The organism is Epibacterium sp. ABV4_022, from assembly GCF_056159345.1.
On record NZ_JBSWVA010000001.1, the window covers coordinates 3,196,905 to 3,220,525 of the forward strand.

At 63.1% G+C, this 23,621-nt stretch carries 19 protein-coding genes and 1 tRNA gene; 10 read left to right on the forward strand and 10 right to left on the reverse strand.

Annotated features, from left to right (window positions below; all coding sequences use genetic code 11):
* Positions 1–7: 7 nt before the first annotated feature.
* Genes ACXAF5_RS15165 through rsmI form a run of 4 tightly spaced genes read right to left on the reverse strand, consistent with a single transcriptional unit; the run spans position 8 to position 3,131 of the window.
* On the reverse strand, positions 8–895 hold the full coding sequence (locus tag ACXAF5_RS15165) for an alpha/beta hydrolase fold domain-containing protein (protein ID WP_474947233.1): 888 nt from the start codon (positions 893–895) through the stop codon (positions 8–10).
* Positions 892–1,827 (reverse strand): glutathione synthase, encoded by a 936-nt coding sequence (gshB, locus tag ACXAF5_RS15170; protein WP_239322781.1) that lies wholly within the window; start codon positions 1,825–1,827, stop codon positions 892–894. Before gshB ends, ACXAF5_RS15165 begins: the two co-directional genes overlap by 4 nt.
* 60 nt (positions 1,828–1,887) lie before the next feature.
* Positions 1,888–2,262 carry a YraN family protein gene (locus ACXAF5_RS15175; protein WP_474947234.1) on the reverse strand — a complete coding sequence of 125 codons (375 nt, stop codon included), beginning with the start codon at positions 2,260–2,262 and terminating at the stop codon, positions 1,888–1,890.
* Between the two features lie 11 nt (positions 2,263–2,273).
* A complete protein-coding gene (rsmI, locus tag ACXAF5_RS15180) occupies positions 2,274–3,131 on the reverse strand; it encodes a 16S rRNA (cytidine(1402)-2'-O)-methyltransferase (protein ID WP_239322779.1) in 858 nt (285 codons plus the stop codon).
* Between the two features lie 97 nt (positions 3,132–3,228).
* Here rsmI and ACXAF5_RS15185 point away from each other — a divergent pair, with 97 nt between their 5' ends.
* Genes ACXAF5_RS15185 through murJ form a run of 3 tightly spaced genes read left to right on the forward strand, consistent with a single transcriptional unit; the run spans position 3,229 to position 8,736 of the window.
* Positions 3,229–4,404: a penicillin-binding protein activator gene (locus ACXAF5_RS15185; protein ID WP_370645730.1), complete on the forward strand. Its 1,176-nt coding sequence runs from the start codon at positions 3,229–3,231 to the stop codon at positions 4,402–4,404.
* Positions 4,364–7,192, forward strand: coding sequence for a [protein-PII] uridylyltransferase (locus ACXAF5_RS15190; RefSeq protein WP_474947235.1), 2,829 nt, complete (start codon positions 4,364–4,366; stop codon positions 7,190–7,192). Before ACXAF5_RS15185 ends, ACXAF5_RS15190 begins: the two co-directional genes overlap by 41 nt.
* Positions 7,189–8,736: a murein biosynthesis integral membrane protein MurJ gene (gene murJ / locus ACXAF5_RS15195; RefSeq protein ID WP_474947236.1), complete on the forward strand. Its 1,548-nt coding sequence runs from the start codon at positions 7,189–7,191 to the stop codon at positions 8,734–8,736. Before ACXAF5_RS15190 ends, murJ begins: the two co-directional genes overlap by 4 nt.
* A gap of 18 nt (positions 8,737–8,754) precedes the next feature.
* Here murJ and ACXAF5_RS15200 read toward each other — a convergent pair whose 3' ends face one another.
* Positions 8,755–9,441, reverse strand: coding sequence for a rhomboid family intramembrane serine protease (locus ACXAF5_RS15200; RefSeq protein WP_474947237.1), 687 nt, complete (start codon positions 9,439–9,441; stop codon positions 8,755–8,757).
* Between the two features lie 114 nt (positions 9,442–9,555).
* Here ACXAF5_RS15200 and trpS point away from each other — a divergent pair, with 114 nt between their 5' ends.
* Positions 9,556–10,584 carry a tryptophan--tRNA ligase gene (gene trpS, locus ACXAF5_RS15205; RefSeq protein ID WP_239322775.1) on the forward strand — a complete coding sequence of 343 codons (1,029 nt, stop codon included), beginning with the start codon at positions 9,556–9,558 and terminating at the stop codon, positions 10,582–10,584.
* A 132-nt stretch (positions 10,585–10,716) separates the two neighbouring features.
* Positions 10,717–12,531 carry an OmpA family protein gene (locus ACXAF5_RS15210; protein ID WP_474947238.1) on the forward strand — a complete coding sequence of 605 codons (1,815 nt, stop codon included), beginning with the start codon at positions 10,717–10,719 and terminating at the stop codon, positions 12,529–12,531.
* Between the two features lie 159 nt (positions 12,532–12,690).
* Here ACXAF5_RS15210 and ACXAF5_RS15215 read toward each other — a convergent pair whose 3' ends face one another.
* From ACXAF5_RS15215 to paaG, 5 genes are all read right to left on the reverse strand, one after another.
* Positions 12,691–12,951 carry a glycine zipper 2TM domain-containing protein gene (locus ACXAF5_RS15215; RefSeq protein ID WP_239322773.1) on the reverse strand — a complete coding sequence of 87 codons (261 nt, stop codon included), beginning with the start codon at positions 12,949–12,951 and terminating at the stop codon, positions 12,691–12,693.
* A gap of 199 nt (positions 12,952–13,150) precedes the next feature.
* Entirely contained in the window at positions 13,151–13,747 is a 597-nt protein-coding gene (locus ACXAF5_RS15220) for a TetR/AcrR family transcriptional regulator (protein WP_474947239.1), read from the reverse strand.
* Between the two features lie 6 nt (positions 13,748–13,753).
* Entirely contained in the window at positions 13,754–15,064 is a 1,311-nt protein-coding gene (paaK, locus tag ACXAF5_RS15225) for a phenylacetate--CoA ligase PaaK (protein ID WP_474947240.1), read from the reverse strand.
* A 35-nt stretch (positions 15,065–15,099) separates the two neighbouring features.
* On the reverse strand, positions 15,100–15,549 hold the full coding sequence (paaI, locus tag ACXAF5_RS15230; RefSeq protein WP_474947840.1) for a hydroxyphenylacetyl-CoA thioesterase PaaI: 450 nt from the start codon (positions 15,547–15,549) through the stop codon (positions 15,100–15,102).
* Between the two features lie 9 nt (positions 15,550–15,558).
* Positions 15,559–16,344 (reverse strand): 2-(1,2-epoxy-1,2-dihydrophenyl)acetyl-CoA isomerase PaaG, encoded by a 786-nt coding sequence (gene paaG, locus ACXAF5_RS15235; RefSeq protein ID WP_474947241.1) that lies wholly within the window; start codon positions 16,342–16,344, stop codon positions 15,559–15,561.
* A gap of 158 nt (positions 16,345–16,502) precedes the next feature.
* Between paaG and paaZ the strand changes: the two genes are divergently transcribed.
* The 5 genes from paaZ (at position 16,503) to ACXAF5_RS15260 (ending at position 23,513) form a co-directional block, all read left to right on the forward strand.
* The gene (paaZ, locus tag ACXAF5_RS15240) at positions 16,503–18,533 is read left to right on the forward strand and encodes a phenylacetic acid degradation bifunctional protein PaaZ (RefSeq protein WP_474947242.1); all 2,031 of its coding nucleotides are present in this window, start codon (positions 16,503–16,505) and stop codon (positions 18,531–18,533) included.
* A 77-nt stretch (positions 18,534–18,610) separates the two neighbouring features.
* Complete coding sequence (locus tag ACXAF5_RS15245; RefSeq protein WP_474947243.1) at positions 18,611–19,447, forward strand: PaaX family transcriptional regulator C-terminal domain-containing protein; 837 nt, start codon at positions 18,611–18,613, stop codon at positions 19,445–19,447.
* 126 nt (positions 19,448–19,573) lie between these two features.
* A tRNA-Met gene (locus tag ACXAF5_RS15250) sits at positions 19,574–19,650 on the forward strand.
* Between the two features lie 410 nt (positions 19,651–20,060).
* Positions 20,061–22,316 (forward strand): methyl-accepting chemotaxis protein, encoded by a 2,256-nt coding sequence (locus ACXAF5_RS15255; RefSeq protein WP_474947841.1) that lies wholly within the window; start codon positions 20,061–20,063, stop codon positions 22,314–22,316.
* 165 nt (positions 22,317–22,481) lie between these two features.
* Entirely contained in the window at positions 22,482–23,513 is a 1,032-nt protein-coding gene (locus ACXAF5_RS15260; RefSeq protein WP_239367370.1) for a LacI family DNA-binding transcriptional regulator, read from the forward strand.
* Positions 23,514–23,621 lie beyond the last annotated feature (108 nt).

Below are 23,621 nucleotides of genomic sequence, written 5' to 3' on the forward strand. Positions count from 1 at the left end.
CCGTGGATTACAGCGACATGCGTGCAAAATAGGCGATATCGCACAGCGATCTGCGGGCTTCCGGTATCCAGCCATCAAACAGGTGCCAGACATGGGGCGCTGTGGAATGCACGTCCTCCGAAACCGCCGCACCAGATGCGCGCAGCCGCGCGGCCATGCGGCGGCAATCGTCAAACAGGATCTCGGTCTCGCCATAGTGCAGCAACACTGGTGGACAGTCCGGAAAGTCCGCAAACAGCGGCGAGATACGCGGATCGGCGGCCTCCATACCCGGGGGCAGGACATAGTCCACCAGTTCCCGGATGCGCGCGGCGGGCAGGAAGGGATCGCGATCCGCATTGCGGGTCAGGCTATCGCCACTCAGGGTCAGATCACACCAGGGCGACATGGCAAACAGGGCCGCTGGCGGGGTGCCCTTGCGGCACAGATGCGACAGCAGTGCCAGCGCCGCGCCGCCCCCGGCGGAATCCCCGCCCAGCACCACATCAGCGGGCGCATAGCCCGACGCGATCAGATGCTCCCAGGCGGCAACGGCGGCGTCAAAAGCCGCCGGAGCCGGGTGCTCTGGTGCCAGCGGATAATCCGGGGCACAGATCTCGAGCCCGGAGAGCAGCGACAACCGCCCCAGCATCGCGGCGTAGCTTTTGGGGCTGCCGGCGATGTAGCCGCCACCGTGGATGAAAAGCACGATCTTGCCGGGCGCACAGCGGCCACACTGGATGCGGTCCAGCCCGGCGCGATCCCGGATATGGCACAGATGGGGCGGCGACCGGAACGCCAGCCGCGACATGCGCTCGAACTCGGCGCGCGCCACCTGTGGCTCTTTTACGGACAGCAGACGGGGCCGCGCCACATGGCGCAACCCGGTCACCAGCAGATCAAGTGCGCGGCTCACGCGAGGCGCGCCTCGATCGCCTCCCAGACCTTTTCGGCGATATTGACGCCGTTGAACCGCTCCAGTTCCTGAATGCCGGTGGGCGAGGTCACGTTGATCTCGGTCAGGTAGTCGCCGATGACGTCGATGCCGACAAACACCTGGCCGCGCTCTTTCAACAGCGGGCCGATCGCGGCGCAGATTTCAAGGTCCCGGTCGGTCAGGCCGATCTTTTCGGGCCGCCCGCCCACATGCATGTTGGAGCGTGTTTCCCCCGCCGCAGGCACGCGGTTGATCGCGCCGACCGGTTCGCCATCCACAAGGATCACCCGCTTGTCGCCATTGGACACATCCGGCAGGAATTTCTGCACAATCAGCGGCTCGCGGCTGAAACCAGTGAACAGTTCATGCAGCGACGACAGGTTGCGATCATTGGCATCCAGCCGGAACACGCCGGCCCCGCCATTGCCATAGAGCGGCTTCAGGATCACATCGCCATGTTTGGCCTTGAACGCCTTGATGGTGTCCAGATCACGGGCGATGGTGGTCGGCGGCGTCAGCTCCGGGAAGTCCAGAACCAGCAGTTTTTCCGGGTAGTTGCGCACCCAGAAGGGATCGTTCACCACCAGCGTCACGTCCTTCAGCCGGTCAAGCAGATGGGTCGCGGTGATGTAGTGCATGTCGAACGGCGGATCCTGGCGCAGCCAGACCACGTCGAAATCCGCCAGATCGACCTCGCGCATCTCTCCCAGCGTGGCCGGGGTGCCGGCGACGCGCTGCACCACCATGTCCTGACCGCGCGCGGTAATGCGCCCTTCCTGATAGGCCAGTTGATCGGGATCGTAATAAAACAGGTCGTGCCCGCGCTTCTGGGCTTCTTCGGCGAGGCGAAAGCTGCTGTCGGCGTTAATGTCGACGCCCATGATCGGGTCCATCTGAAATGCGATTTTCATACTATGTGTCCCTTGTTTCACCATCGATACATGGCGCAGGCGCGGGCCATGTTCAATGGCTCAGCCGTGGCCATAGGCATTTTCGATAATCTCCACCTCGCCCGCGCCCCAGACCAGCACCACATCAAGTCGCGCCTCGGTGAGTTGGCCCTTGGGTTCGCCATCGAGGAAGGCCGCCGCACTGGCCATCACCCGCTGCATTTGCGCAGGGCTAATACGGGCGGCGGCTGCGTCGCGGGTGGTACTCGACTTGACCTCGGCAAAGATCACGCCGTCGCCGTCCCGCAGGATCAGATCAATCTCGCCGTGCGGGCCGCGCCAGCGGGTTTCGGCCACCGCATACCCACGGGCGAGATACGCGCGAATGGCGATCTCCTCGGCGGCAGCGCCTGCGATATGAGACCGTTGTCCCGTCGTCCGTTTGCCCTGCCCCATGCTGTCCGCCCTCAGTCCTCGCGCGCGATCTGCAGCGCTTGTTGATAGATCTTGCGACGTGGCTCGCCATGCGCCTCGGCGACAATGGCAGCCGCATCCTTGACCGAGTTGTCCCGCAACGCCGCGCGCAGGTCGGCCTCCAGATCCGCGGCGCTGGCCGCGGCCGCCCGCTGACGGTCCACGAGGATCACGATTTCACCCTTTACCGGCGCGTCGGCAAGTCCCGCGGCAAGATCGGCGAGCGATCCGCGGCGGACCTCTTCAAATTTTTTGGTGAGCTCACGGCACAGGGCCGCCTCGCGCCCGCCAAGGACTGCCGCCATATCCGCAAGCGAGGCCGCGACGCGTTTGGGTGATTCGTAAAACACCAGGGTGCCGGGGATATTTGCCACCTCTTCCAGGCGCTTGCGCCGCGCGCCGCTGGCATTAGGCAGGAACCCGGCAAAGAAAAACGCATCCGTCGGCAGGCCTGCAAGCGTGAGCGCACAAAGCGCGGCAGAGGCCCCCGGTGCCGCGGTCACCAGATGGCCCGCCTGCGCCGCCTCCCGGCTCAGGTCATAGCCCGGGTCGGCAATCATCGGCATGCCCGCCTCGGACGCATAGGCCACCGATTTTCCTGCCGCAAGATCCGCCATCAGGCGCGCACGTGCCCCGGCCCCGGAGTGGTCATGATAGGCCACGACGGGGCGGTCCCCCAGTGGCACCCCGTGGATGTCGAGGAGCTTGCGCATGGAGCGCGTATCCTCGGCCGCGATCACGTCGGCCGAGGCCAGGACGTCGAGCGCGCGCAGGGTGATGTCCCGTGCGGTGCCGATGGGCGTTGCGACGAAGTACAACCCCGGCGGTAAACTGACGATTTTATGATTCACGCTGGACCCGCTTTTCTGGTCGTCTATGATCGCCCCGAACCAAAACGGGTGCGCGATGCATAACGCCGCAGCCCGGAACAGGGAGTTTATGCGCTTTATGTTTGCTGTTTTCAATCGGGCCCGCAAGATTGTCCTGACCGCCACCGCCGTAGCGGCCTCCGCCCTTGTGGCGGCCTGTGACCCCGGCGCGATTTCCGGCGGGGGACCGACCATCAACACCTCGAAACCTGTCCCTGTTGCTTTGCTGGTGCCACGCGGGTCGGCGCAGCGCGGCGATGATGTGCTGGCGAAAAGCCTGGAAAATGCGGCGCGTCTGGCAATCGCCGACCTCAACGGTGTGCAGGTCGACCTGCGCGTCTACGACACCGCCGGCAACCCGCAGACCGCCGCCAATGTGGCGACACAGGCGGTGCAGGACGGGGCGCGCATCATCCTCGGCCCGGTCTACGCCGAAGCCGCCAATGCCGCGGGCATCGCGGCGGCCAAGCGCGGCGTCAACGTGCTGGCCTTTTCCAACAACACCTCGATCGCCGGCGGCAATGTCTTTGTCATGGGCGCCACCTTCGACAACTCCGCCAACCGGCTGACGCAATATGCAGCCCGTCAGGGCAAACGCACCATGGTCGTGGTCTCCGGCAACAATGCCGCCGGCCAGGCGGGCCGCTCGGCCATCCAGCAGGCCGCCGTTCAAAGCGGCATGACGCTGGCCGGCAATGTGAGCTACGACCTGTCGCAGCAAGGCGTCATCAACGCGGTTCCGACCATTACCAACAGCGTGCGCCAGTCCAACGCGGATGTCATGTTCATGACCGCCACCACCGCAGGTGCGCTGCCGCTGCTGACGCAGCTGCTGCCCGAGGCCGGCGTGAAGACCACCGACGTGCAGTACATGGGCCTCACCCGTTGGGACATTCCCGCCCAGACGCTGGAGCTGCCCGGCGTGCAGAACGGCTGGTTCGCCCTGCCCGACCCGCAGAAGACCGAAGCCTTCCGGGCGCGCTACCAGTCCACCTATGGTGCAGCCCCGCACCCCATCGGCGGCCTCGCCTATGACGGGATCGCCGCGATCGGCGCGCTTGTCAGCGCCGGCAATTCCGGTGCCCTCACCGGCGCTGCCCTGACCCAGCCCGCGGGCTTCCAGGGCACCGGTGGTATTTTCCGCCTGCGCCCGGATGGCACCAATGAACGCGGCCTTGCCGTTGCCACGATCCAGGATCAGAAAGTCGTCATCATTGACCCAGCGCCCAGAAGTTTCCCCGGAGCCGGTTCCTGAACCGGCGGACGCCAACACCAAAATCCTTCCTGAACCTCTGGGGTCGCTGATCTGCGACCCCAGTGCGATTTTTGACACCGACGCGATCCGCGCCCGGGTGCATGAACTGTCTCAGGAGGTGCAGGGGGCCGAGTTTCGCGCCGCCGTGGTGGCGCTGTTGCGCGAGGCCAACCAGGCCGGGCGCAGCGCCATTGCCGAGGCCTTTGAACTCCAGCCCTTTGCCGCCCGGGAGCTCGCGCGGTCCTATACCTATCTGACCGATGGGCTGGTGACGACGGCACTGACTGCGGCGGTGGACGTGCTGCACCCGATCGCCACCCCCACGACAGGTGAACGGATTTCTGTCTTTGCGGTCGGGGGCTATGGCCGGGGTGAGATGGCGCCGTTTTCCGACGTCGACCTGCTGTTCCTGACCCCCTACAAAATCACCGCCTGGGCGGAGAGCGTGATTGAATCCATGCTCTACATCCTGTGGGATCTGCGGCTGAAGGTCGGCCATTCCAGCCGCACCATCAAGGACTGCATCCGCCTCGGCTCCGAGGATTTCACCATCCGGACCGCCATGCTGGAGCACCGGTTTCTGGCCGGTCACGGCCCCCTCGCGGCAGAGTTGGAAGAACGTTTGGCAAAGGATCTCTTTGCCAAGGACGCCGCCGAGTTCATCGACGCCAAGCTGGCCGAACGCGATGCGCGCCACCTGAAGCAGGGCGAGCGCTACATGGTGGAGCCCAACGTCAAGGAGGGCAAAGGCGGCTTGCGCGATCTGCAATCGCTGTTCTGGATCGCCAAATATCTCTACAAGGTGCAGGACGTGGCCGAACTGGTGCCCCTTGGCCTGTTTCGCCCCGAAGAATTTGATTTCTTTGCAAAGGCTGAAAACTTCCTCTGGGCCGTGCGGGCACATCTGCATTTGAGTGCCGGGCGCGCCACCGAGCAACTGACCTTTGACATGCAGGTGCAAGTCGCCGAGCGCATGGGCTATCAGGACACCTCCGGCCGGCGCGCGGTCGAGGTCTTCATGCAGGATTATTTCCGCCACGCCACGCAAGTGGGCGATGTGACCCGCATCCTGCTCTCCAAACTCGAAGACAGCCAGCTCAAGAGCGAACCGCTGCTGGAACGCATCTTCCGGCGCAAACCGCGCGTCAAGCCCGGCTACAAGATCAATCACAACCGTCTGGAAATTGCCGACCCCGAGAGTTTCCTGCAGGACAAGCTGAACCTGTTGCGCATGTTCGAAGAGGCCCTGCGCACCGGCCTGCTCCTGCATCCCGACAGCATGCGGCTGGTGCGCGGCAACCTGGATCTGATTGATGACGAGATGCGCAACAACCCGGATGCGCGACGGATCTTCATCGACCTTTTGCTGAAACACGGCAACCCGGAACGCGTGCTGCGGCGCATGAATGAACTTGGCGTTCTGTCGACCTTCATCCCGGAGTTCGAGCCGATCGTGGCGATGATGCAATTCAACATGTATCACTCCTACACGGTGGATGAGCACACGATCCAGGTGATCTCCAACTTCTCTGCCATTGAGCGGGGCGAGTTGGAGGACGAACTGCCGCTGTCGTCCTCGCTGATCAAACAGGGCGTCAATCGCAAGGTGCTGATCATCGCCATGCTGCTGCATGACATCGGCAAGGGACGTCCGCAGGACCACTCCATTCTTGGCGCGCAGATCGCCCGCAAGGTCGCGCCTCGGCTGGGGCTCAACAAATCCGAATCCGAGACGGTGGAATGGCTGGTGCGCTACCATCTGCTGATGTCGGATACCGCACAGAAACGCGACATTGCCGACCCACGCACGGTGCGCGATTTTGCCAAGGCGGTGCAGACGGTCAAACGGCTGGATCTCTTGCTGCTGCTGACGGTCTGCGACATTCGTGGCGTTGGCCCCGATACGTGGAACAACTGGAAAGCGGTGCTGTTGCGCGCGCTTTACAATCAGACGCGCGATGCGATGGAAAACGGGCTCGAGGCCTTTAACCGCGAGCATCGCGGCACCGAGGCCAAGAAACGCCTGCGCAAGGCCCTGCCCGACTGGGAAAAATCCGCCGTCAAACGCGAAACCGCCCGCCATTATCCGCCCTATTGGCAGGGGTTGCATGTCACCGCGCATGTGGATTTTGCCGAGATGCTGCGCGAGATCGACAGGCTGGATGACCCTTCGGCCATGCTGGTGCGCCTGCACCCGGACGAGGACCGCGACGCCACCCGTGCCTGTTTCGTGATGCCGGACCATCCGGGCATATTTGCCCGTATCGCGGGCGCGCTGGCGCTGGTGGGGGCCAATGTGGTCGATGCCCGCAGCTACACCACCAAGGACGGGTTTGTGACCGATGCCTTCTGGATTCAGGATGCCGATGGCCACCCGTTCGAAGCCTCCCGCCTGCCCCGCCTGCGCAACATGATCGAGAAAACCCTACATGGTGAGGTCATCGCCCGCGACGCGCTGAAATCGCGCGACAAGATCAAGAAGCGCGAGCGTGCCTTCCGAGTGCCGACCCATATCACCTTTGATAACGACGGTTCCGACATCTACACCATCATCGAGGTCGACACCCGCGACCGCCCCGGCCTGCTCTATGATCTGGCGCGCACTTTGGCGGCGGCGAATGTCTATATCGCCAATGCGGTCATTGCGACCTATGGCGAACAGGTGGTGGATAGTTTCTACGTCAAGGACATGTTCGGTTTGAAATACCACTCCGCAGCCAAGCAGCAGTCGCTTGAGAAAAAACTGCGCGAAGCCATCATCGACGGTGCAAAGCGGGCCGATACATGAAGCCGATCAAATTGATGTCCGGCTTTATGACAGTCGGATTCTGGACGCTGGCGAGCCGGGTTCTGGGCTTCATGCGTGAAATCCTGATCGCCGCCTATATCGGTCCCGGTGTTCTGGGGGATGCGTTTTACGCCGCCTTCCGCCTGCCCAACATGTTCCGCCGGTTCTTTGCCGAGGGCGCGTTCAACGCGGCCTTCGTGCCGATGTTTGCCAAACGCTGGGAGGCGGATGAGAACCCGCAGGGCTTTGCTCAGGATGCGTTCAACCTCCTTGCCGCCTCGGTTCTGTTGCTGACGGCATTGGGCATGGTGTTCATGCCGGCGCTGGTGCTGCTGACCGCCGGTGGTTTTGACGGAGATGCGCGGTTCGATCTGACCGTGGGCTATGGCCGCATCGTCTTTCCCTACATCCTTTGCATGTCGCTGGCCGCATTGTTTTCCGGCGTTCTGAATGCCACCGGGCGCTTTGCGGCAGCGGCGGCGGCGCCGGTGCTGTTGAACATCCTCGCCTGCGCCGCAATGATCGCGGGCGCCTTGCTGGGACAAGCGGTGATCGACTGGCTGGTCTGGGTGATCCCCTTTGCAGGCATTGCGCAACTGGCGCTGGTCTGGAGCGCCGCCGCACGTGCGGGTATCTCCCTGCGCCCCGGATTGCCCCGCCTCACCCCCGAGATGAAGCAACTGGTGCGCGTCGCCCTGCCCGCCGCCCTCGCGATGGGGGTGACGCAGGTCAATCTGGTGGTGGGTCAGGCAGTTGCCTCTAGCTACGCCGGTGCGGTTTCCTGGCTTTCGCTGGCGGATCGGCTTTATCAATTGCCGCTTGGCGTGGTGGGCATCGCGGTGGGCATCGTCTTGCTGCCCGATCTGTCGCGCCGCCTGCGGGCCGGAGACGATCAGGGCGCGCAGGATGCGCTGTCGCGCGCGGGCGAGTTCTCCCTGCTGCTGACGATCCCATCCGCAGTTGCCTTTATCGCCATTCCGGTGCCGCTGGTCTCTGTCCTGTATGAGCGTGGCGCAACGGGGCCGCAGGATACGGCAGCGATTGCCATGGCCGTGGCCATCTACGGCGCAGGGCTGCCGGCGTTTGTGCTGCAAAAAGTGCTGCAACCGCTTTATTTTGCGCGCGAAGACACCCGCAGCCCGTTTCACTACGCGCTTGTGGCGATGGTGGTGAACGCGGTTCTTGCGGTGGGATTGCAACCTGTCTTTGGCTGGCTGGCCCCGGCCATCGCCGCCCCGGCGGCGGGCTGGGCGATGGTGCTTCAACTCTGGCTTGGCGCACGACGCATGGGCGCGGCAGCGCAGTTTGACGCGCGCTTTCAACGCCGCTGCTTGCGCATCGTGCTGGCCGCTGTCGCCATGGGCGCTGTGCTGTTCGCCGCCGCCGCGCTGCTCGGCCCCGCGTTGGCGACGGCCTATTGGCGCTACCTCGCCCTGCTGGCGCTGATCGTAATCGGTGCGGTGGCCTATTTCGCCATCGGCCAGATCATCGGGGCCTTCAGGCTGTCGGAGTTCAGATCGGCCCTGCGGCGCGGCAAAGCCTGACCGCGGGGCCCCACCCCATCACCGTTCCTGACGCAGTTTCTGCAAGATCCGCGCCCACCCGCCGGGCACCAGAAAGAACGACATCATAAATCCGGTGCCAAAGCCCGCGAGGTCGGCCACCCATTCGGGGCTGCCGCCAAAGATCAGGCCAAAGAGCAGCTGAATGCCCATCAAGAAGGCGATCAGGGAGAACGCCCGATATTGCTGCGCCCCCACGGTCGCAAGCGACAGCCATAATAGATGCGTAAACCCACCAATCAGCCCGTAGACCGCCGGAAAGCCCCCGATCAGCGCCACATTGCCCCCCACCAAGAGCGCATAGGCCAGCGCCCCGCCGATGGCAGAGCCGAGAAAGATCAGCACCACGGCAATCTCTCCCATCGCTTCGCCCACCATCTTGCCCATGGCCAGCAGGAACACGCAGACAAAGATCGTCTGGGTAAAAACCCCATGCACAAAAGCGTAGGTGACAAAGCGCTTTAGCAGGTCAAAGGGCCAGGTTCCGCTCTCCCACATCCACCAGAAATACTGCGCGCCAAAGCCGTATTCCTGCAGCGCGCTCAATCGCCAGCCGACCGCCTCCGGCCCGCCAATCAGGCCGCGCGCGCCGAGCGTGAACACCACTTCGATCCCGAGGATCACGATCACCAGCGCCACCACCACCGGTGGCAGCGCGTTGAAGGGGGATTGGTTTGGATCTTGCATTGGTCCTGCTCTCCGGCGCTCTCTCGCGCTCTCTGCGGGTCTAGGCCTGTTGACGATACTCTGCGCCATGGGTAAGCGACGATGGTGCATAATTCCAGACGGGAGTTTTCGACGATGAGCGAAACCAGCTTCACCCCGCGTGTCTTTTCAGGCATCCAGCCTTCGGGCAATCTGCATCTGGGGAATTACCTCGGTGCATTGAAGCGGTTCGTCGACTGGCAAGCGCGGGATGTGGAGTCCATCTACTGCATGGTCGACCTGCATGCGATCACCGTCTGGCAGGACCCGGCTGATCTGAAAAAGGCCACCCGTGAGCTGTGCGCCGGGTTTATCGCCGCCGGGCTTGATCCGGAAAAATCCATTCTGATCAACCAGAGCCAGGTACCGGAGCACGCGCAACTGGCATGGATCTTCAACTGTGTCGCCCGCATGGGCTGGATGCAGCGGATGACCCAGTGGAAGGACAAGGCCGGCAAGAACCAGCAGAATGCCTCGCTCGGCCTGCTGGCCTATCCAGCGCTGATGGCGGCGGATATCCTTGTCTATCACGCCACCCATGTGCCGGTGGGCGAGGACCAGAAACAGCACCTTGAGCTGACCCGTGACATCGCGATCAAGTTCAACCACGACTACGGTGTGAACTTCTTCCCAGAGACCGAGCCGGTGATCGAAGGCGCGGCCACTCGGGTGATGTCCCTGCGCGATGGGTCCAAGAAGATGTCGAAATCGGACCCCTCTGATGCGAGCCGCATCAACCTCACCGATGATGCCGACACCATCGCCAAGAAGATCCGCAAGGCCAAGACCGACCCCGAGGCCCTGCCTTCGGAAGCAAAAGGGCTGGAGGACCGCCCGGAGGCCCGCAACCTGGTCAACATCTACGCGGCCATGTCCGGCCAATCGGTGGATCAGGTTCTCGCAGATGTGGGGGGCAAGCAGTTCTCGGAATTCAAGCCGATGCTGGCCGATCTCGCGGTTGAAAAAATGGCGCCGATCACCACCGAAATGGCCCGGTTGATGGAAAATCAGGACGAAATCGACAAGATCCTCGCTCGGGGTTCGGAGCGCGCACGCGAGATCACCGTACCGATCCTGCGCAAGACCTACGACATCGTCGGCATGGTTGCGCCGGTCGAAATCTGACCCCGCAACACTGCCGTCCGAACACGCCAAGGGCCGCCCAGAGGGTGGCCCTTACGTTTATGTGATGCAACTTTTGTCCGGTTCCTGCGTTCTTCAGTAACAGTCATGTGCTGACACAGGAAAGGACGCGCAATGAAACCGGGATTATTCAGATCGGCCACCGCATTGGCCGTCATTACCTCGCTGGCGGCACCGATGCCGGTCGTGGCCCAAACTGAAGGCGACGCAGCATTCGATCTCAGCCAGATGAGCGAGACCGAAATCGCTGCACTTGTGGAGCGCTGCCGAGAAGGCGCCGAGGCGGATGCAGAGGCCGAAGGGACTGACCCGATTGCCGCGTTCTGCGCAGAATATGGTGAAGGCACCTATGATGAGGCGCTGCCGGTGGAGTTGCAGTCTGGCTCAATTCTGTCGGCCTTGGCACCGGCCGCTGAGGAAGTGAGCGACCTCGAACAGCAGCTGGAAGAGGCGGCAGAGGCCGCACCGGAAGCAGAGGCCGAGGGAGATGTGCAAGAAGCGCCCCTTGATGACGCCGCTACTGCGGAGGCTGAAGACACCACCGCCCCCGCCGAGACGACTGGCAGCACTGCTGAAACCGAGCCCGCAGAGGCAGAGCAATCTGCCGAGGCCGATCAAGCCGAAAGCGCTGCGACTGACGCCGAAGCCGCAGTTGAAGCAGAACCAACCACCGATGAGACCGCTGAAGCCCTAGCGGAGGAACTGGCGACTGAAAACACCGACGCCGCCACCGAGGCTGAGGCTGAGGCTGAGGCTGAGGCTGAGGCTGAGGTGGCCGAGAGTGCTCCGGTTGACAACCCCGAAGTCACCGAACGCAACAGTCAGGAACAAGCCGACGCATTGGCGGAAACCCAGACCGAAACCACCGCAGCAGCAGCCGCAGGGGATGACGCGGAGGCCGAGGTGATGGAAGAGACCGTGACCGAAGACACCGCGCGCAGCTCTGCGGAGGAATTCGACACCAAGGTGAACGAGACCGCCGCGACCGAAGACGCCGCCCCCGCCGCGCCAAGCGCAGAAGCCGATAAAGACGATGGCCTGTCCAAACTGGAAAAGGCCGCGCTCTTGGGGCTTGGCGCCTTTGCAGTTGGCCAATTGCTGAAATCCGGTGAAACCGTGGTCTCCAACAGCGGCGACCGCGCGGTCGTTGAACAGGACGGTCAGTATCGCGTCATCAAAAATGACGACGCCCTGCTGCGCCAACCCGGCTCCAACGTGAAGACCTACCAGTTCAAGGACGGCTCCACCCGCACCGTGGTCACGCGCGAGGACGGCATTGAGGTGGAAACCATCCGCGCCGCTGATGGCCGCGTGTTGCGCCGCAGCAAGACCCTGACCGATGGCCGCACGGTGGTGTTGTTCGATGACACGCAACAGGCCGAAAAGGTCGTGGTGACCGACCTGCCCGAGGCGGCACCGCGCCGGAGCGCCTTCGCAACCGATGGCAGTATCTCCGCCGAGGATCTCGCCGCAGCGCTTGCGGCACAACAGCCCGAAGGCGTTGACCGTCGTTTCTCGCTGGCACAGGTGCGCAACATTGATGCGGTGCGCCGGTTGGTGCCGGAGATCAATGTCGACAAGGTGACGTTTGAGACCGGCTCCTCGGTGATCCGCCCGGAGCAGGCCGAAGAGCTGACGGACCTTGGCAATGCGCTGCGCCAGATGGTCGAGAAGAATCCGACCGAGGTGTTCCTGATCGAGGGCCACACCGATGCGGTGGGGGCTGCGACCTACAACCTCGCGCTGTCAGATCGCCGGGCGGAAACCGTGGCGCTGGCGCTGACCGAGTATTTTGACGTGCCGCCGGAAAACATGGTCATTCAGGGCTATGGCGAAAGCGATCTGGCGGTGCCCGTGCTCGACGCGGAACGCGCCAACCGGCGTGTCACCGTGCGCCGCATTACACCGCTGCTGGCGTCCCGGCAGTAACCCCAGACAACCAGCCCCGAAAACGATCTGCCCCGGCACTGCGCCGGGGCTTTTTCTGTTGCAATCCTGTTCCGCTGCAATCGCCTTTGCATAGTGGGCGACAAAAAACAGCCGCCCCTGTCGGAGCGGCTGCTGTCATCTGGTCTTGGTCCAGACAGGTTACGGGCAGGCGGCCTTGTAGGTCTGACCTGCGCTGTTGCGATAGGTACATTGACGCGGCGCGTTTGCCCCCACCTGCGCGCCCACGGCGCCGCCGATCAAGGTCGCGGCGGTCTTGCCGCTGCCGGAGCCGACCTGATTGCCCACTGCTGCACCGGCCAAGGCGCCGGTCACCGCATTGATGTCCTGATTGTCGGAGCAGCCCGCCACAAACACGCTGGCCGCAAAGAGCGCCGCAAGAACGCCAGAAGTCTTAGACATAATCCCATCTCCTCTCTGATTTCCCGGGGAGACAGGGCCGAAACCACGCAGGGCCATCGCCGCCACATACGCCTCAACCCCACCCCTGTGATGGTTAATCGTCCTTGACTAAACGTAGGGCGGCGCGGAATGTTCCCAAGCTTTTGGCCAGAAGGGCCATGGCGCAAGCAAGCTCTTGCCGATGTGCTGCGACGGCAGCCTAAAGCCCCGCAACCCCTTCGAGCGTCAGGCGCGCGACAAGCTCGGCATAGCCTTTGCGGTCTTCGGTGTCGGCATCGGCATTCCACATGTAATGCCAGTTCAGCATGCCAAAGACGGACATGGTGACCGCGCGCAGCTTGCCTTTGTCCGCACCAAGCGTCTCGGGTGCGGCGTCGCGGATGGCGGCGCTCATGAATTTCACCATTTCACGCTGATAGGCGCGCAGATGCTCCTGTTGTGGGTCCGGCAGGGCCGAGATCGCGTTGAGCTGCACCTTGTGCTCGTGATCCGCCCCCTCATAGGCCAAGAGCACCTCTGTCAGGATACGTCTCAGCCGCGCCACCGGGTCCAGATCGCTCAGGTCCATCTGACAGACCCGATCCCGCAGCCTGCGCAGGTAGCTGTCCAGCAGGTCGAACAGCAGCGCGTCCTTGCCCTCGTAATAGTGGTAGATATTCGCCTTGGAGATCCCGCAGGCCCGCGCGATCTGGGTCATCGAGGCCCGGTCATAGCCTTCTTCGGCAAACAGCCGCGCTGAGGCCGACAGGATCAGCGCGCGCTTCTGGTCGTGGTCTTTGGCAATGGTCCGGGCCAAGGGCGCCTATCCTTTCTCGCGATTGTCGACGACGCGGCGCGCCTTGCCCTGCGAGCGTTCGACACTGCCGGGCTCGCCTACCGAAATCTCTGCCGAGATGCCAACGATATCCTTGATCCGCTTGGCCAGCTGCTTGGTGCAGGCCTCGCGCTGTTCGGGTGCGGTGGCCGCTGGCAAGACCTCGACATGGATGCGCATCGCGTCCATGCGGCCCTTGCTGTAAAGCTCGATCTGGTAGTAGGGCGCGAGCGCCTCCACCGTCAGCATCTGCTCTTCGATCTGGCTGGGGAACACGTTGACACCGCGCAGGATGATCATGTCATCCGACCGCCCGGTGATCTTGGCCATCCGCCGCATCGAACGCGCCGTGCCCGGCAGCAGGCGGGTCAGGTCGCGGGTACGGTAGCGCACCATCGGCAGGCCTTCCTTGGTCAGAGTGGTAAAGACCAGCTCACCCAACTCGCCATCCGGCAGCACCGCGCCGGTTTCCGGGTCGATGATTTCCGGCAGGAAGTGATCCTCCCAGACGACCGGCCCGTCCTTGGTCTCCACACATTCATTGGCAACGCCCGGCCCCATGATTTCCGAGAGGCCGTAGATATCGACCGCATGCATATCAAAGGCCGCCTCGACTTCGCGGCGCATGGCATCGGTCCAGGGTTCCGCGCCAAAGACGCCAACCTTCAGTGAAGAGCTGCGCGGATCGATCCCCATACGGTGATATTGCTCGAGGATGTTCAGCATGTAGGACGGCGTCACCATAATGCCGTCGGGGCGGAAATCCTCGATCAGCGTCACTTGCTTTTCGGTCTGGCCGCCCGACATCGGCACCACCGTCGCGCCGAGGCGCTCAATGCCGTAATGCGCACCAAGCCCGCCAGTAAACAGCCCGTAGCCATAGGCGTTATGCACCATATCGCCGCACCGCAGACCGGACGCACGCAAGGACCGCGCCAGAAGGTCCGCCCAGGTGTCGATGTCCTTTTGCGTGTAGCCCACCACCGTGGGCTTGCCCGTGGTGCCGGAAGACGCATGCACACGGAGGATCTGCTCGCGCGGGACGGCAAACATGCCGAAAGGATAGGCGTCGCGCAGATCACCCTTGGTAGTGAAGGGAAACTTCGCCAGATCCGACAGCTCTTGCAGATCGTCCGGGTGTACCCCGGCCGCATCGAACCGCGCTTTGTACATCGCCACATTGTCGTAGGCATGGCGCAGCGACCATTTCAGGCGCTCCAGCTGCAGGCTGCGGATCTCGTCGATGGACGCGATCTCGATCGGGTCAAGGTCTGACCGGTTGGGTGTCAAATCTATCATTGGCGTCCTCCGTCGCGGGATAGTCCTGGTGCCGCTTAATCGCGGGGCATAGGCGCATCGGTTTCCTCAAACAGATGCCCTTTGATGGCGCGCGAGCAGCCACGCATTTCTGCAATCAGCTGTCCGTCCTGATTTTTGACGCTCACGTCATAGATACCGCTGCGCCCAGTGAGCGAGACCTCGCGGGCCTCGGCCAGAAGCCGGTCACCTTTTCGTCCCGGCGCGATAAAGCTGATCATATTGTGCTGCGCCACCGTCGCCTGATTGCGGCTGTTGCAAGCAAAGGCAAAGGCGCTGTCGGCGAGCATGAAGATCACACCGCCATGGCAGATCCCATGGCCGTTGCAGTGATGCGCCTCGACGGTCAGGGCCAGCGCGGCACTGCCCTCGTCGACACGTTCGATGCCCATACCGGCCCATTTGGACGCCTGATCGTCGGCCCACATGGCAGCGGCGGATTTCTCGGCGCGGTTTTTTGCGGTCATGGTCATGGCTTATTCCCCTCGAAACACCGGCTGGCGCTTTTCAAGAAATGCCCGCACGCCTTCGGCGTAATCCGCGCTCTCGCCACAGGTTTTCATCGCATCCGCCTCGCGTTCCAGCTGCTCGGCCAGCGTATAGGCCCCCGAGGTCTGGATCAGCGATTTGGTCAGGCTCAGCCCCAGCGTCGGCCCATCGGCGAGTTTGGCCGTCAGGGCGCGCGCCTCGGTCATTAGCACATCATCGGCGACGCATTTCCAGATCAGCCCCCAGTCGGCGGCCTGTTCGGCGCTCAGAGGCTCTCCGGTCAGCGCCAGCGCCTTGGCGCGGGCCTCGCCCAGCAGGCGCGGCAGGTGGTAGCTGCCGGCGGTGTCGGGGATCAGCCCGACCTTGGCAAAGGACTGGATGAACTTCGCGCTCTGCGCTGCCAGCACGATGTCTGCGGCCAACGACAGGTTTGCCCCCGCCCCTGCCGCCGCGCCATTCACCGCGCAGACCACCGGAAACTCCAACGCGCGGATCAGGTTCACCAGCGGCGCATAAAACGTGCGCACCGTGTAGCCCAGATCCACCGGACCAGCCGCCGCATCCGGGTTACGCGCCGACAGATCCTGCCCCGCGCAAAAACCCCGCCCCGCGCCCGTCAGCAAGAGCGCCCGCTTGCCACTATCACGCGCCTCTTCCAGTGCGGCACGCAGGGCCAGATGCATCTCATCGGTAAACGCATTGAGCCGATCCGGGCGGTTCAGCGTGATCTCGCACCACGTCCCGTGATCCTGTGTCAGAATACTCTGCTCCATGATGCCTCCCCTCTCGCCCACGGCGGGCGATCCAGCGCCCGATTGGGAAAAGACTTGCATAAACCGACCGGACGGTCAATATATCTGATCAGGAAAATGGGCCGCCCCGAAACCGGGCGCAGGCACGTTGCACAACAGACTTCAGGGAGACCCGAGACATGTGCCCGAAAGATGTGGCGAGCTTTGCCGCCGGAGAATGGATCGCACCGGACAACAGCGCACGCGAGATTGCCTCTGCCATCACCGGAGAGGTGATCGCCCGCGCAGGCAATGCCACGCTCGATGTGCAAGCGATGCTCGATTACGCCCGCGAGACAGGCGGCCCCGCCCTGCGCGCCATGACCTTCCATGACCGCGCCCGCATGCTCAAGGCGCTGGCGCAGCATTTGGACGCCCACAAACAGGACTTGTATGACCTCAGCTTTGACACTGGCGCGACCCAAAAGGACCATCTGATCGACGTGGACGGCGGCATCGGCACGGTGTTTGTCTTTGCCTCCAAGGGGCGGCGCGAGATGCCCGACAGCACGGTTTATGCAGACGGCGCGGTCGAGCAACTGTCGCGCCACGGCAGCTTTATGGGCCAGCACATCTGCACCTCGCTTCCCGGTGTTGCGGTGCATATCAACGCCTTCAACTTCCCGGTCTGGGGCATGCTGGAAAAGCTCGCCCCCACCCTGCTCGCCGGTGTTCCGGCCATTGTAAAACCGGCCACCGCCACCTGCTACGTCACCGAGGCCGCCGTGCGCCTGATGCTGGACAGCGGCCTTCTGCCCAAGGGCGCGCTACAGCTGGTGAGCGGCGGCATTGGCGACATGCTGGACCGGCTGACCTGTCAGGATGTGGTGAGTTTTACCGGATCTGCCGCAACCGCGTTGAAGCTGCGCCAAACGCCTGCAATCGTTGAAAACTCCGTACGGTTCGTCGCGGAACAAGACAGCCTCAATGCGTCGATCCTCGGCCCCGACGCGGTCCCCGGTAGCGCGGAATTCGACCTGTTCCTCAAGGAAGTGCAGCGCGAAATGACCACCAAAGCGGGGCAGAAATGTACCGCCATCCGCCGCATCATCGTGCCCGACACACAGGTTGACGCCGTTATCGAAGGGCTGAGCACCGCGCTGGCAAAAATCACCATTGGCGACCCACGCGCCGACAGCACCCGTATGGGCGCTCTGGTCTCGGCCGCGCAGAAACGTGATGTGCTGGAGCAAGCCGCCAAGATCGCAACCGAAGCCACCCGCGTCTTTGGCGACCCCGATAATTTCACCGTTGAGGGCGCCGACAAGGACAAGGGTGCCTTCGTGCCGCCGATGCTGTTCCATTGCGCGCACCCCGACGCCGCGCGCCACGTGCACGACACCGAAGCCTTTGGCCCCGTCTCCACCGTGATGGGTTATCGCGACCTTGCGCATGCCGCTGAACTGGCCAATCGCGGCCAAGGCTCCCTCGTGGCCTCGCTCATCACTGCCAACCCTGCGGTGGCGCGTGAGGTGACGCTGAATATCGCGGCCTTCCATGGGCGGGTCTATATCAACAACGCCACCTCCATGAAGGAATCCACCGGCCACGGCTCTCCCCTGCCCCATATGGTGCACGGCGGCCCCGGTCGCGCGGGCGGCGGCGAGGAACTGGGCGGTGTGCGTGCGGTGAAACACTACATGCAACGCACCGCGGTACAGGGCTCGCCCGAGATCCTCTCGGCCATTACCGGCAAATGGGTGCCCGGCAGCCCAGAGACCACCGGCCCGGCGCATCCCTTCACCCGTCGCTTTGGCGACTTGGCCATTGGCGAGACGCTTCACACCGCACCGCGCACTGTGACCAGCGACGACATCGCGCATTTTGCGCAGTTCACGGGTGATACGTTCTATGCCCACATGGATGACGCCGCCGCCGAACGGAACCCGTTCTTCCCGGGCCGCGTCGCACATGGCTATCTGCTGTTGTCCTTTGCTGCGGGCATGTTCGTGCAGCCGGACGAGGGTCCGGTTCTGGCCAACACCGGCCTCGACAACCTGCGGTTCATGAAACCGGTGGTCCCCGGCGACAGCATCAAGGTGCGCCTCACTGTCAAGGCCAAGACCCCGCGCAACGAGGAATATGGCGAGATCCGCTGGCACGTGACGCTCACCAATCAGGACGACGAACTGGTGGCGGAATATGAGCTGCTGACGATGGTTGCGTTCTGAGCGCACCCGCCTGCATGTGAGGCCACCATGTTGTGATGGGGCTGGTGCTGCACCGCGCCAGCCCCTATCGTGATCCCATGACATTGGACGCACATGACTGGTTTTCCACTGCGCTGTCGGCGCTTGCAGAGCCGCAGGGCCAGAGGGTCTGGTCCATCATCATCTCCTTTCTCGGTGACATGGCGCAGGACGAGGACGCCGGTATCAGCAGCGCCGCGCTGACCCGGGTGATCACCCCGCTCGGCATCAAGCCTGAGGCCATCCGCGTCGCCCTGCACCGCTTGCGCAAGGATGGCTGGACCGACAGCGAGCGCAAGGGCCGCGGGTCTCGCCATGCGTTGACACCGCATGGTCGCGCCCAATCCGCACACGTCACGCCGCGCATCTATGCACGCACCCCCTGCAGCGCAAAGGACTGGCACCTTCTGGTCGCTGGCACCTCCGAAGGGCTGGAGCATCTGGACCACCTTTCGGAAACCTCGCCCGACCACCTGATCCGGGTCAATCGACAGGTTGGCCTTGCGTCCGGCGCCGACACCATGTCCCGGTCGGACATGCTTGTGGTACGGGCCGACATTGCGCAGGTGCCCGCCTGGCTTCAGGATGACCTGTTCCCTGCCCCCCTGCGCCGCAGCTGCGCGGCGCTGAACGCGGCGCTTTCACCGCTCGGCCAGCCGCCGGAGCTGGACCCCCTGCGCCGCGCCTGCCTGCGCACCCTGATCGTACATCGCTGGCGCCGCATCGCGCTGCGCCACCCGTGCCTGCCTCCGCGCTTTCATCCTGCCGATTGGGCCGGAGAGGCCTGCCGCCAGAAGGTCTTTGCCCTCCTTGATCGGCTCGACCGCCCGGACCTGAGTGATCTGGAGGCTGCAGACCCCTTGCCACCAACAGAACAACTGCGCGCAGCCCCATAGCCATCCTTTTGTAAAATATGAACAAAACACAGCGGCAATAAAAAAAACCTGCAAAAATCCGGTTCTGGCTGATTTCGCCCTTGACCCTCTCGGCGGCATTCCGTAAATCGCCTCCACACAGCGAGCGGCGGAGTAGCTCAGTTGGTTAGAGCAGCGGAATCATAATCCGCGTGTCGGGGGTTCAAGTCCCTCCTCCGCTACCACCCTTCCCAGATATATGGCATGGCAAAGGCGCAGCGGCGCCAAGACTGCTATGGCTGTGCATTCCCGACCTGAGCAACAGACCCCGCTGCCACAGTATCGCTGATCGCATTGCATCGATCATAGCTGGCATGATACGCTGCCCTCTCCTTGTGGTACCGCTGTTCGTGATCGCCACGGGCTTGCATGGCCCCCGCCCAGGTCTGCCTGTCGCAAAATGGCACGTCGCGCCCATCCGACACCCCGTAAAATCTCCATAAGCAGCTGAAATATATACAAAACGCCCTGCGAACACAAAATTAGCGTTTTTCCGGCATTAATAGTTGCGTCGTGCGCTGCCTTTTACGAAGGAGACCCCAACGTGGTGCCTAAATTCTCAACCGTGTCACTGAAGTTGAAACTGCCCTTGTTGATGGTGGCGCTTACGGTCGCCTTTGTGATCACGGTCTCTTTTCTGATCTACACACTGGCAGATCGCAGCATTCGCGAGAATGTCGCAACGGCGCAGGCCTCCAAGGCGCAAGCGGGGGCCCAGGCCCTGGCCTTCAGCATTGGCGCGGCGCAACGGGATGTCGCCAACCTTGCCGCCCAGCCGACGACCTTCCGCGCGATGAACAACTTCGAACGGGTCATCGGCATGATCGAGGATGACGACCCGATCGGCTTCCTCAAGCAGCACTATGTTGCCGACAACCCCAATGCCATTGAGCAGCGGGCAGATCTGGTCGATCCCGGCGATGGCTCCTATTACACGCAATCCCATGTGACCTATCACCCGACCTTTGTCCAAACCGCAGAGCTGAATGGCTATGCCGATATCTATCTGATCACGCCGGCCGGGCTTGTGGTCTATTCCACCCGCAAGCGGGCTGATTTTGCCGAAGACATCACGGGGGACGTGCTGTCAGGAAGCGCACTGTCCCGGGTGGCAGCCGCGGCCCTGGACGCCGAACCCGGCACCGTGGTGGCCGCAGACTTTGAACCCTACAGCCCGGTGGGCAGCAACGATGCCTTCCTGGCCTCGCCGGTTCTGAACAAACGCGGGGCATCGGTTGGTGTGATCGCGGTTCGGATCGCCACCGATATGGTGCAAGCCGCACTCACCGCAAACCTCAGTGATCGCGGGCATGAGAATATTTTCCTGGTCAGCCCGGATGGCGTCGCCCGCAGCCCAAGCGTGGTGCCGGACGCCTTCGAGATGCTGGCCCCCCTGCCCGACGCACCGCATATCGCCGCCGCGCGCGCCGGAACCGCCGGACAGTTCGAAGATGTCATCACCGCCTCCGGCGAGCATGCGACCGCGGTGGTCATCCCCATGGACCTCGAGGGGTTTGACTGGTCCCTGGTCATGGAGACCGATGCGGAAACCGCCTTTGCCATGGTGAATCGCATCCGCACCCTGGTGCTGACACTGATTGGTGCCTCGATCGTGGTGTCCATTGGCGTATCCTGGGCGGCTGCCAATCGGGTCACACGGCCGATCCACAGCCTGCGGGACGTCACCAACGCGCTTGCGAGTGAGGATTATGATGTCGAGATCACCGGCCTGCGACGCGGCGATGAGTTCGGGGATCTGGCCCGCAGCCTGGATACCTTCCGGGACAAGCTCAAATCAGCGGACGAGGCCAGCGCCCGCGAAATCGAAGCCCGGCAGGAGACCGACTTTGTTGTCGAGGAAATGAGCCAGGCCCTGTCGGACCTGCAAGACGGCAATCTTGTCTGTGAAATCCAGCGCCCCTTTGCCGCGCATTATGAAACCCTGCGGGAAAACTACAATCGCAGCCTGCAAAACCTGCGCCACTCCCTGCGCGAGGTGGTCGATGCGGCGCAGCACGTCGACCGGTTCTCGCAGGAGCAGCGCGCCGCCGCCAATGAGATGGCAGAACGCACGGAAAGCCAGGGCGCGACGCTGGAAAAGACCGCAACCGCAATGCAAGATCTGACCAAGCGCCTGCGCGACACGGCGGAAAAGGCCACCGAGGTCGATACCACCATGCGCGGCACCCGGCGCGAAGCGGAACAGAGCAACGAGGTCGTCCGCTCTGCCGTTGCGGCCATGGATCAGATCCAGCAGGCCTCTGCCGAGATTTCCAAGATCATCAACATGATCGACGATATTGCCTTTCAGACCAATCTCCTGGCGCTGAATGCCGGGGTGGAGGCCGCTCGGGCCGGATCTGCCGGGGCGGGGTTCGCGGTTGTGGCATCCGAGGTCCGCAATCTGGCGCGCCGCGCGTCGGAAGCCGCAGGCGAGATCAAGGCCCTCACCACGGCAAGCGAAGAACATGTGGCCAATGGGGTCTCGATGGTGGATCGCGCCGGCCACGCCCTGACCAGCATCATACAGCAGGTCACGGATGTGAGCGACCTGGTGTCCGAGATTGCCGGCGGTGTCCAGCACCAGTCTCAGGGGCTCGAGGATATCAACAGCGCCATGCGCGAGCTTGACGCCGTGACCCAGCAGAACACCGCCATGGCCGAAGAGGCCTCGGCCGCCAGCCAGCTGCTGCAGAGCGAGGCCAACACGCTGACGCAGGTGACAGCGCGGTTCCAGATCGACGCCCCCATGAGCGCGGACGCCCCCGCCACCTGGGAGGAGGCCGCAATGCCCCCCGCAGACGAAGACGACGCAGAGGCGGGTGCCGACACCCGCAGCGGCACCGGCTGACCCTCCGGGGTCACGCGCGGCTTGCGCTTTTTGCAGGAAAGGGACATCACCTTATACTAGATGCGCAACTTAAGTTTGCGCCCGTAAATATTTGTCGGCACTTTAAACGGGCATACAGCACAAAACTGCCCGAAAGAAGTGCGGCGTCCAGCGGGAGATGATGTCATGTCGGAGTCCAAAATCCGCAATATGGAAGAATTCGCCACGGTCAGCGGCATTTCCCGCCCAACCCTGTCGAAGTACTTCAATGACCCCGACAGTGTGCGTCCCTCCACGCGCAAAAAGATCGAGGCGGCGCTGGAAACGCACGACTACCGCCCGAACATCTACGCCATGAACCAGAACCGGCGGCTGACCAAGAACATCGGCATTGTAGTGCCATTCCTGGCTGATCCGTTTTTTGCCGAAATCGCCCGCGTGATCGAGAATCTGGTTATTGCGGGGGGCTTCCGCCCGATCCTGCTCAGCTCGCACGGCGAAACCGAACAGGAAAACGACAACCTGGAGTCGCTGCGCTCGATCCGCCCGGCAGGTGTGCTGCTGGCACCGCTGGGCCGCACCTCTGACGCGGAGGCGATCGAACGCTTTTGCGCCGATGTTCCGACCGTTCTCTTTGACAACTCCATTGGGGACCTCGGCGAGGCCTTTTTTGGCTTGGACAATCCGCAGAGCGTTGGAATGATGGTGAAATACCTGTGCGACACCGGAGAGCCGCCGGTGTTCTTCGAGATGCGGACCCCCACGAACCCAAACGCCTACAAACGGCGCAACACATATGTCGAAACGATGGAACGCCTGGGCGAGACGCCACAGCTGGTGCAGGTGGCTGGCGACACCTGGAACTTTGAGGACATCGGATATCAGGGCGGGTTGCAAGCCATACAAGGGCGCGAGCTGGGCACCAACACCGTGCTCTGCTCCAATGACCGCCTGGCCATCGGTTTCCTGGCTGCCGCCTATGAATGCGGGCTTCGGGTCGGGCGTGGCAACGGCAGCGCGCTTCGTGTGGCCGGACACGACGACCACCCCTACGCACGCTTCACCTGCCCGCCGCTGACCACCGTCGCGCAGGATTACGCCGCCATCGCGACCCGCAGCGTCGAGGCGATTCTGAACCTGATCGAATCGGGCGAGCGGGCCGAAACGCGGATCACGACCCTGTTCTCCGGTACTCTGATTCAACGCAGCTCAGCGTAATCATGCCGCTAAGCTGTTGAGAAATCGACCTCACCGCTTAATTTTTACGCGCGTAAAAATTTTATTGACGAAACCCGGACCTTCCCCCTACCGTATCTGCACAACATC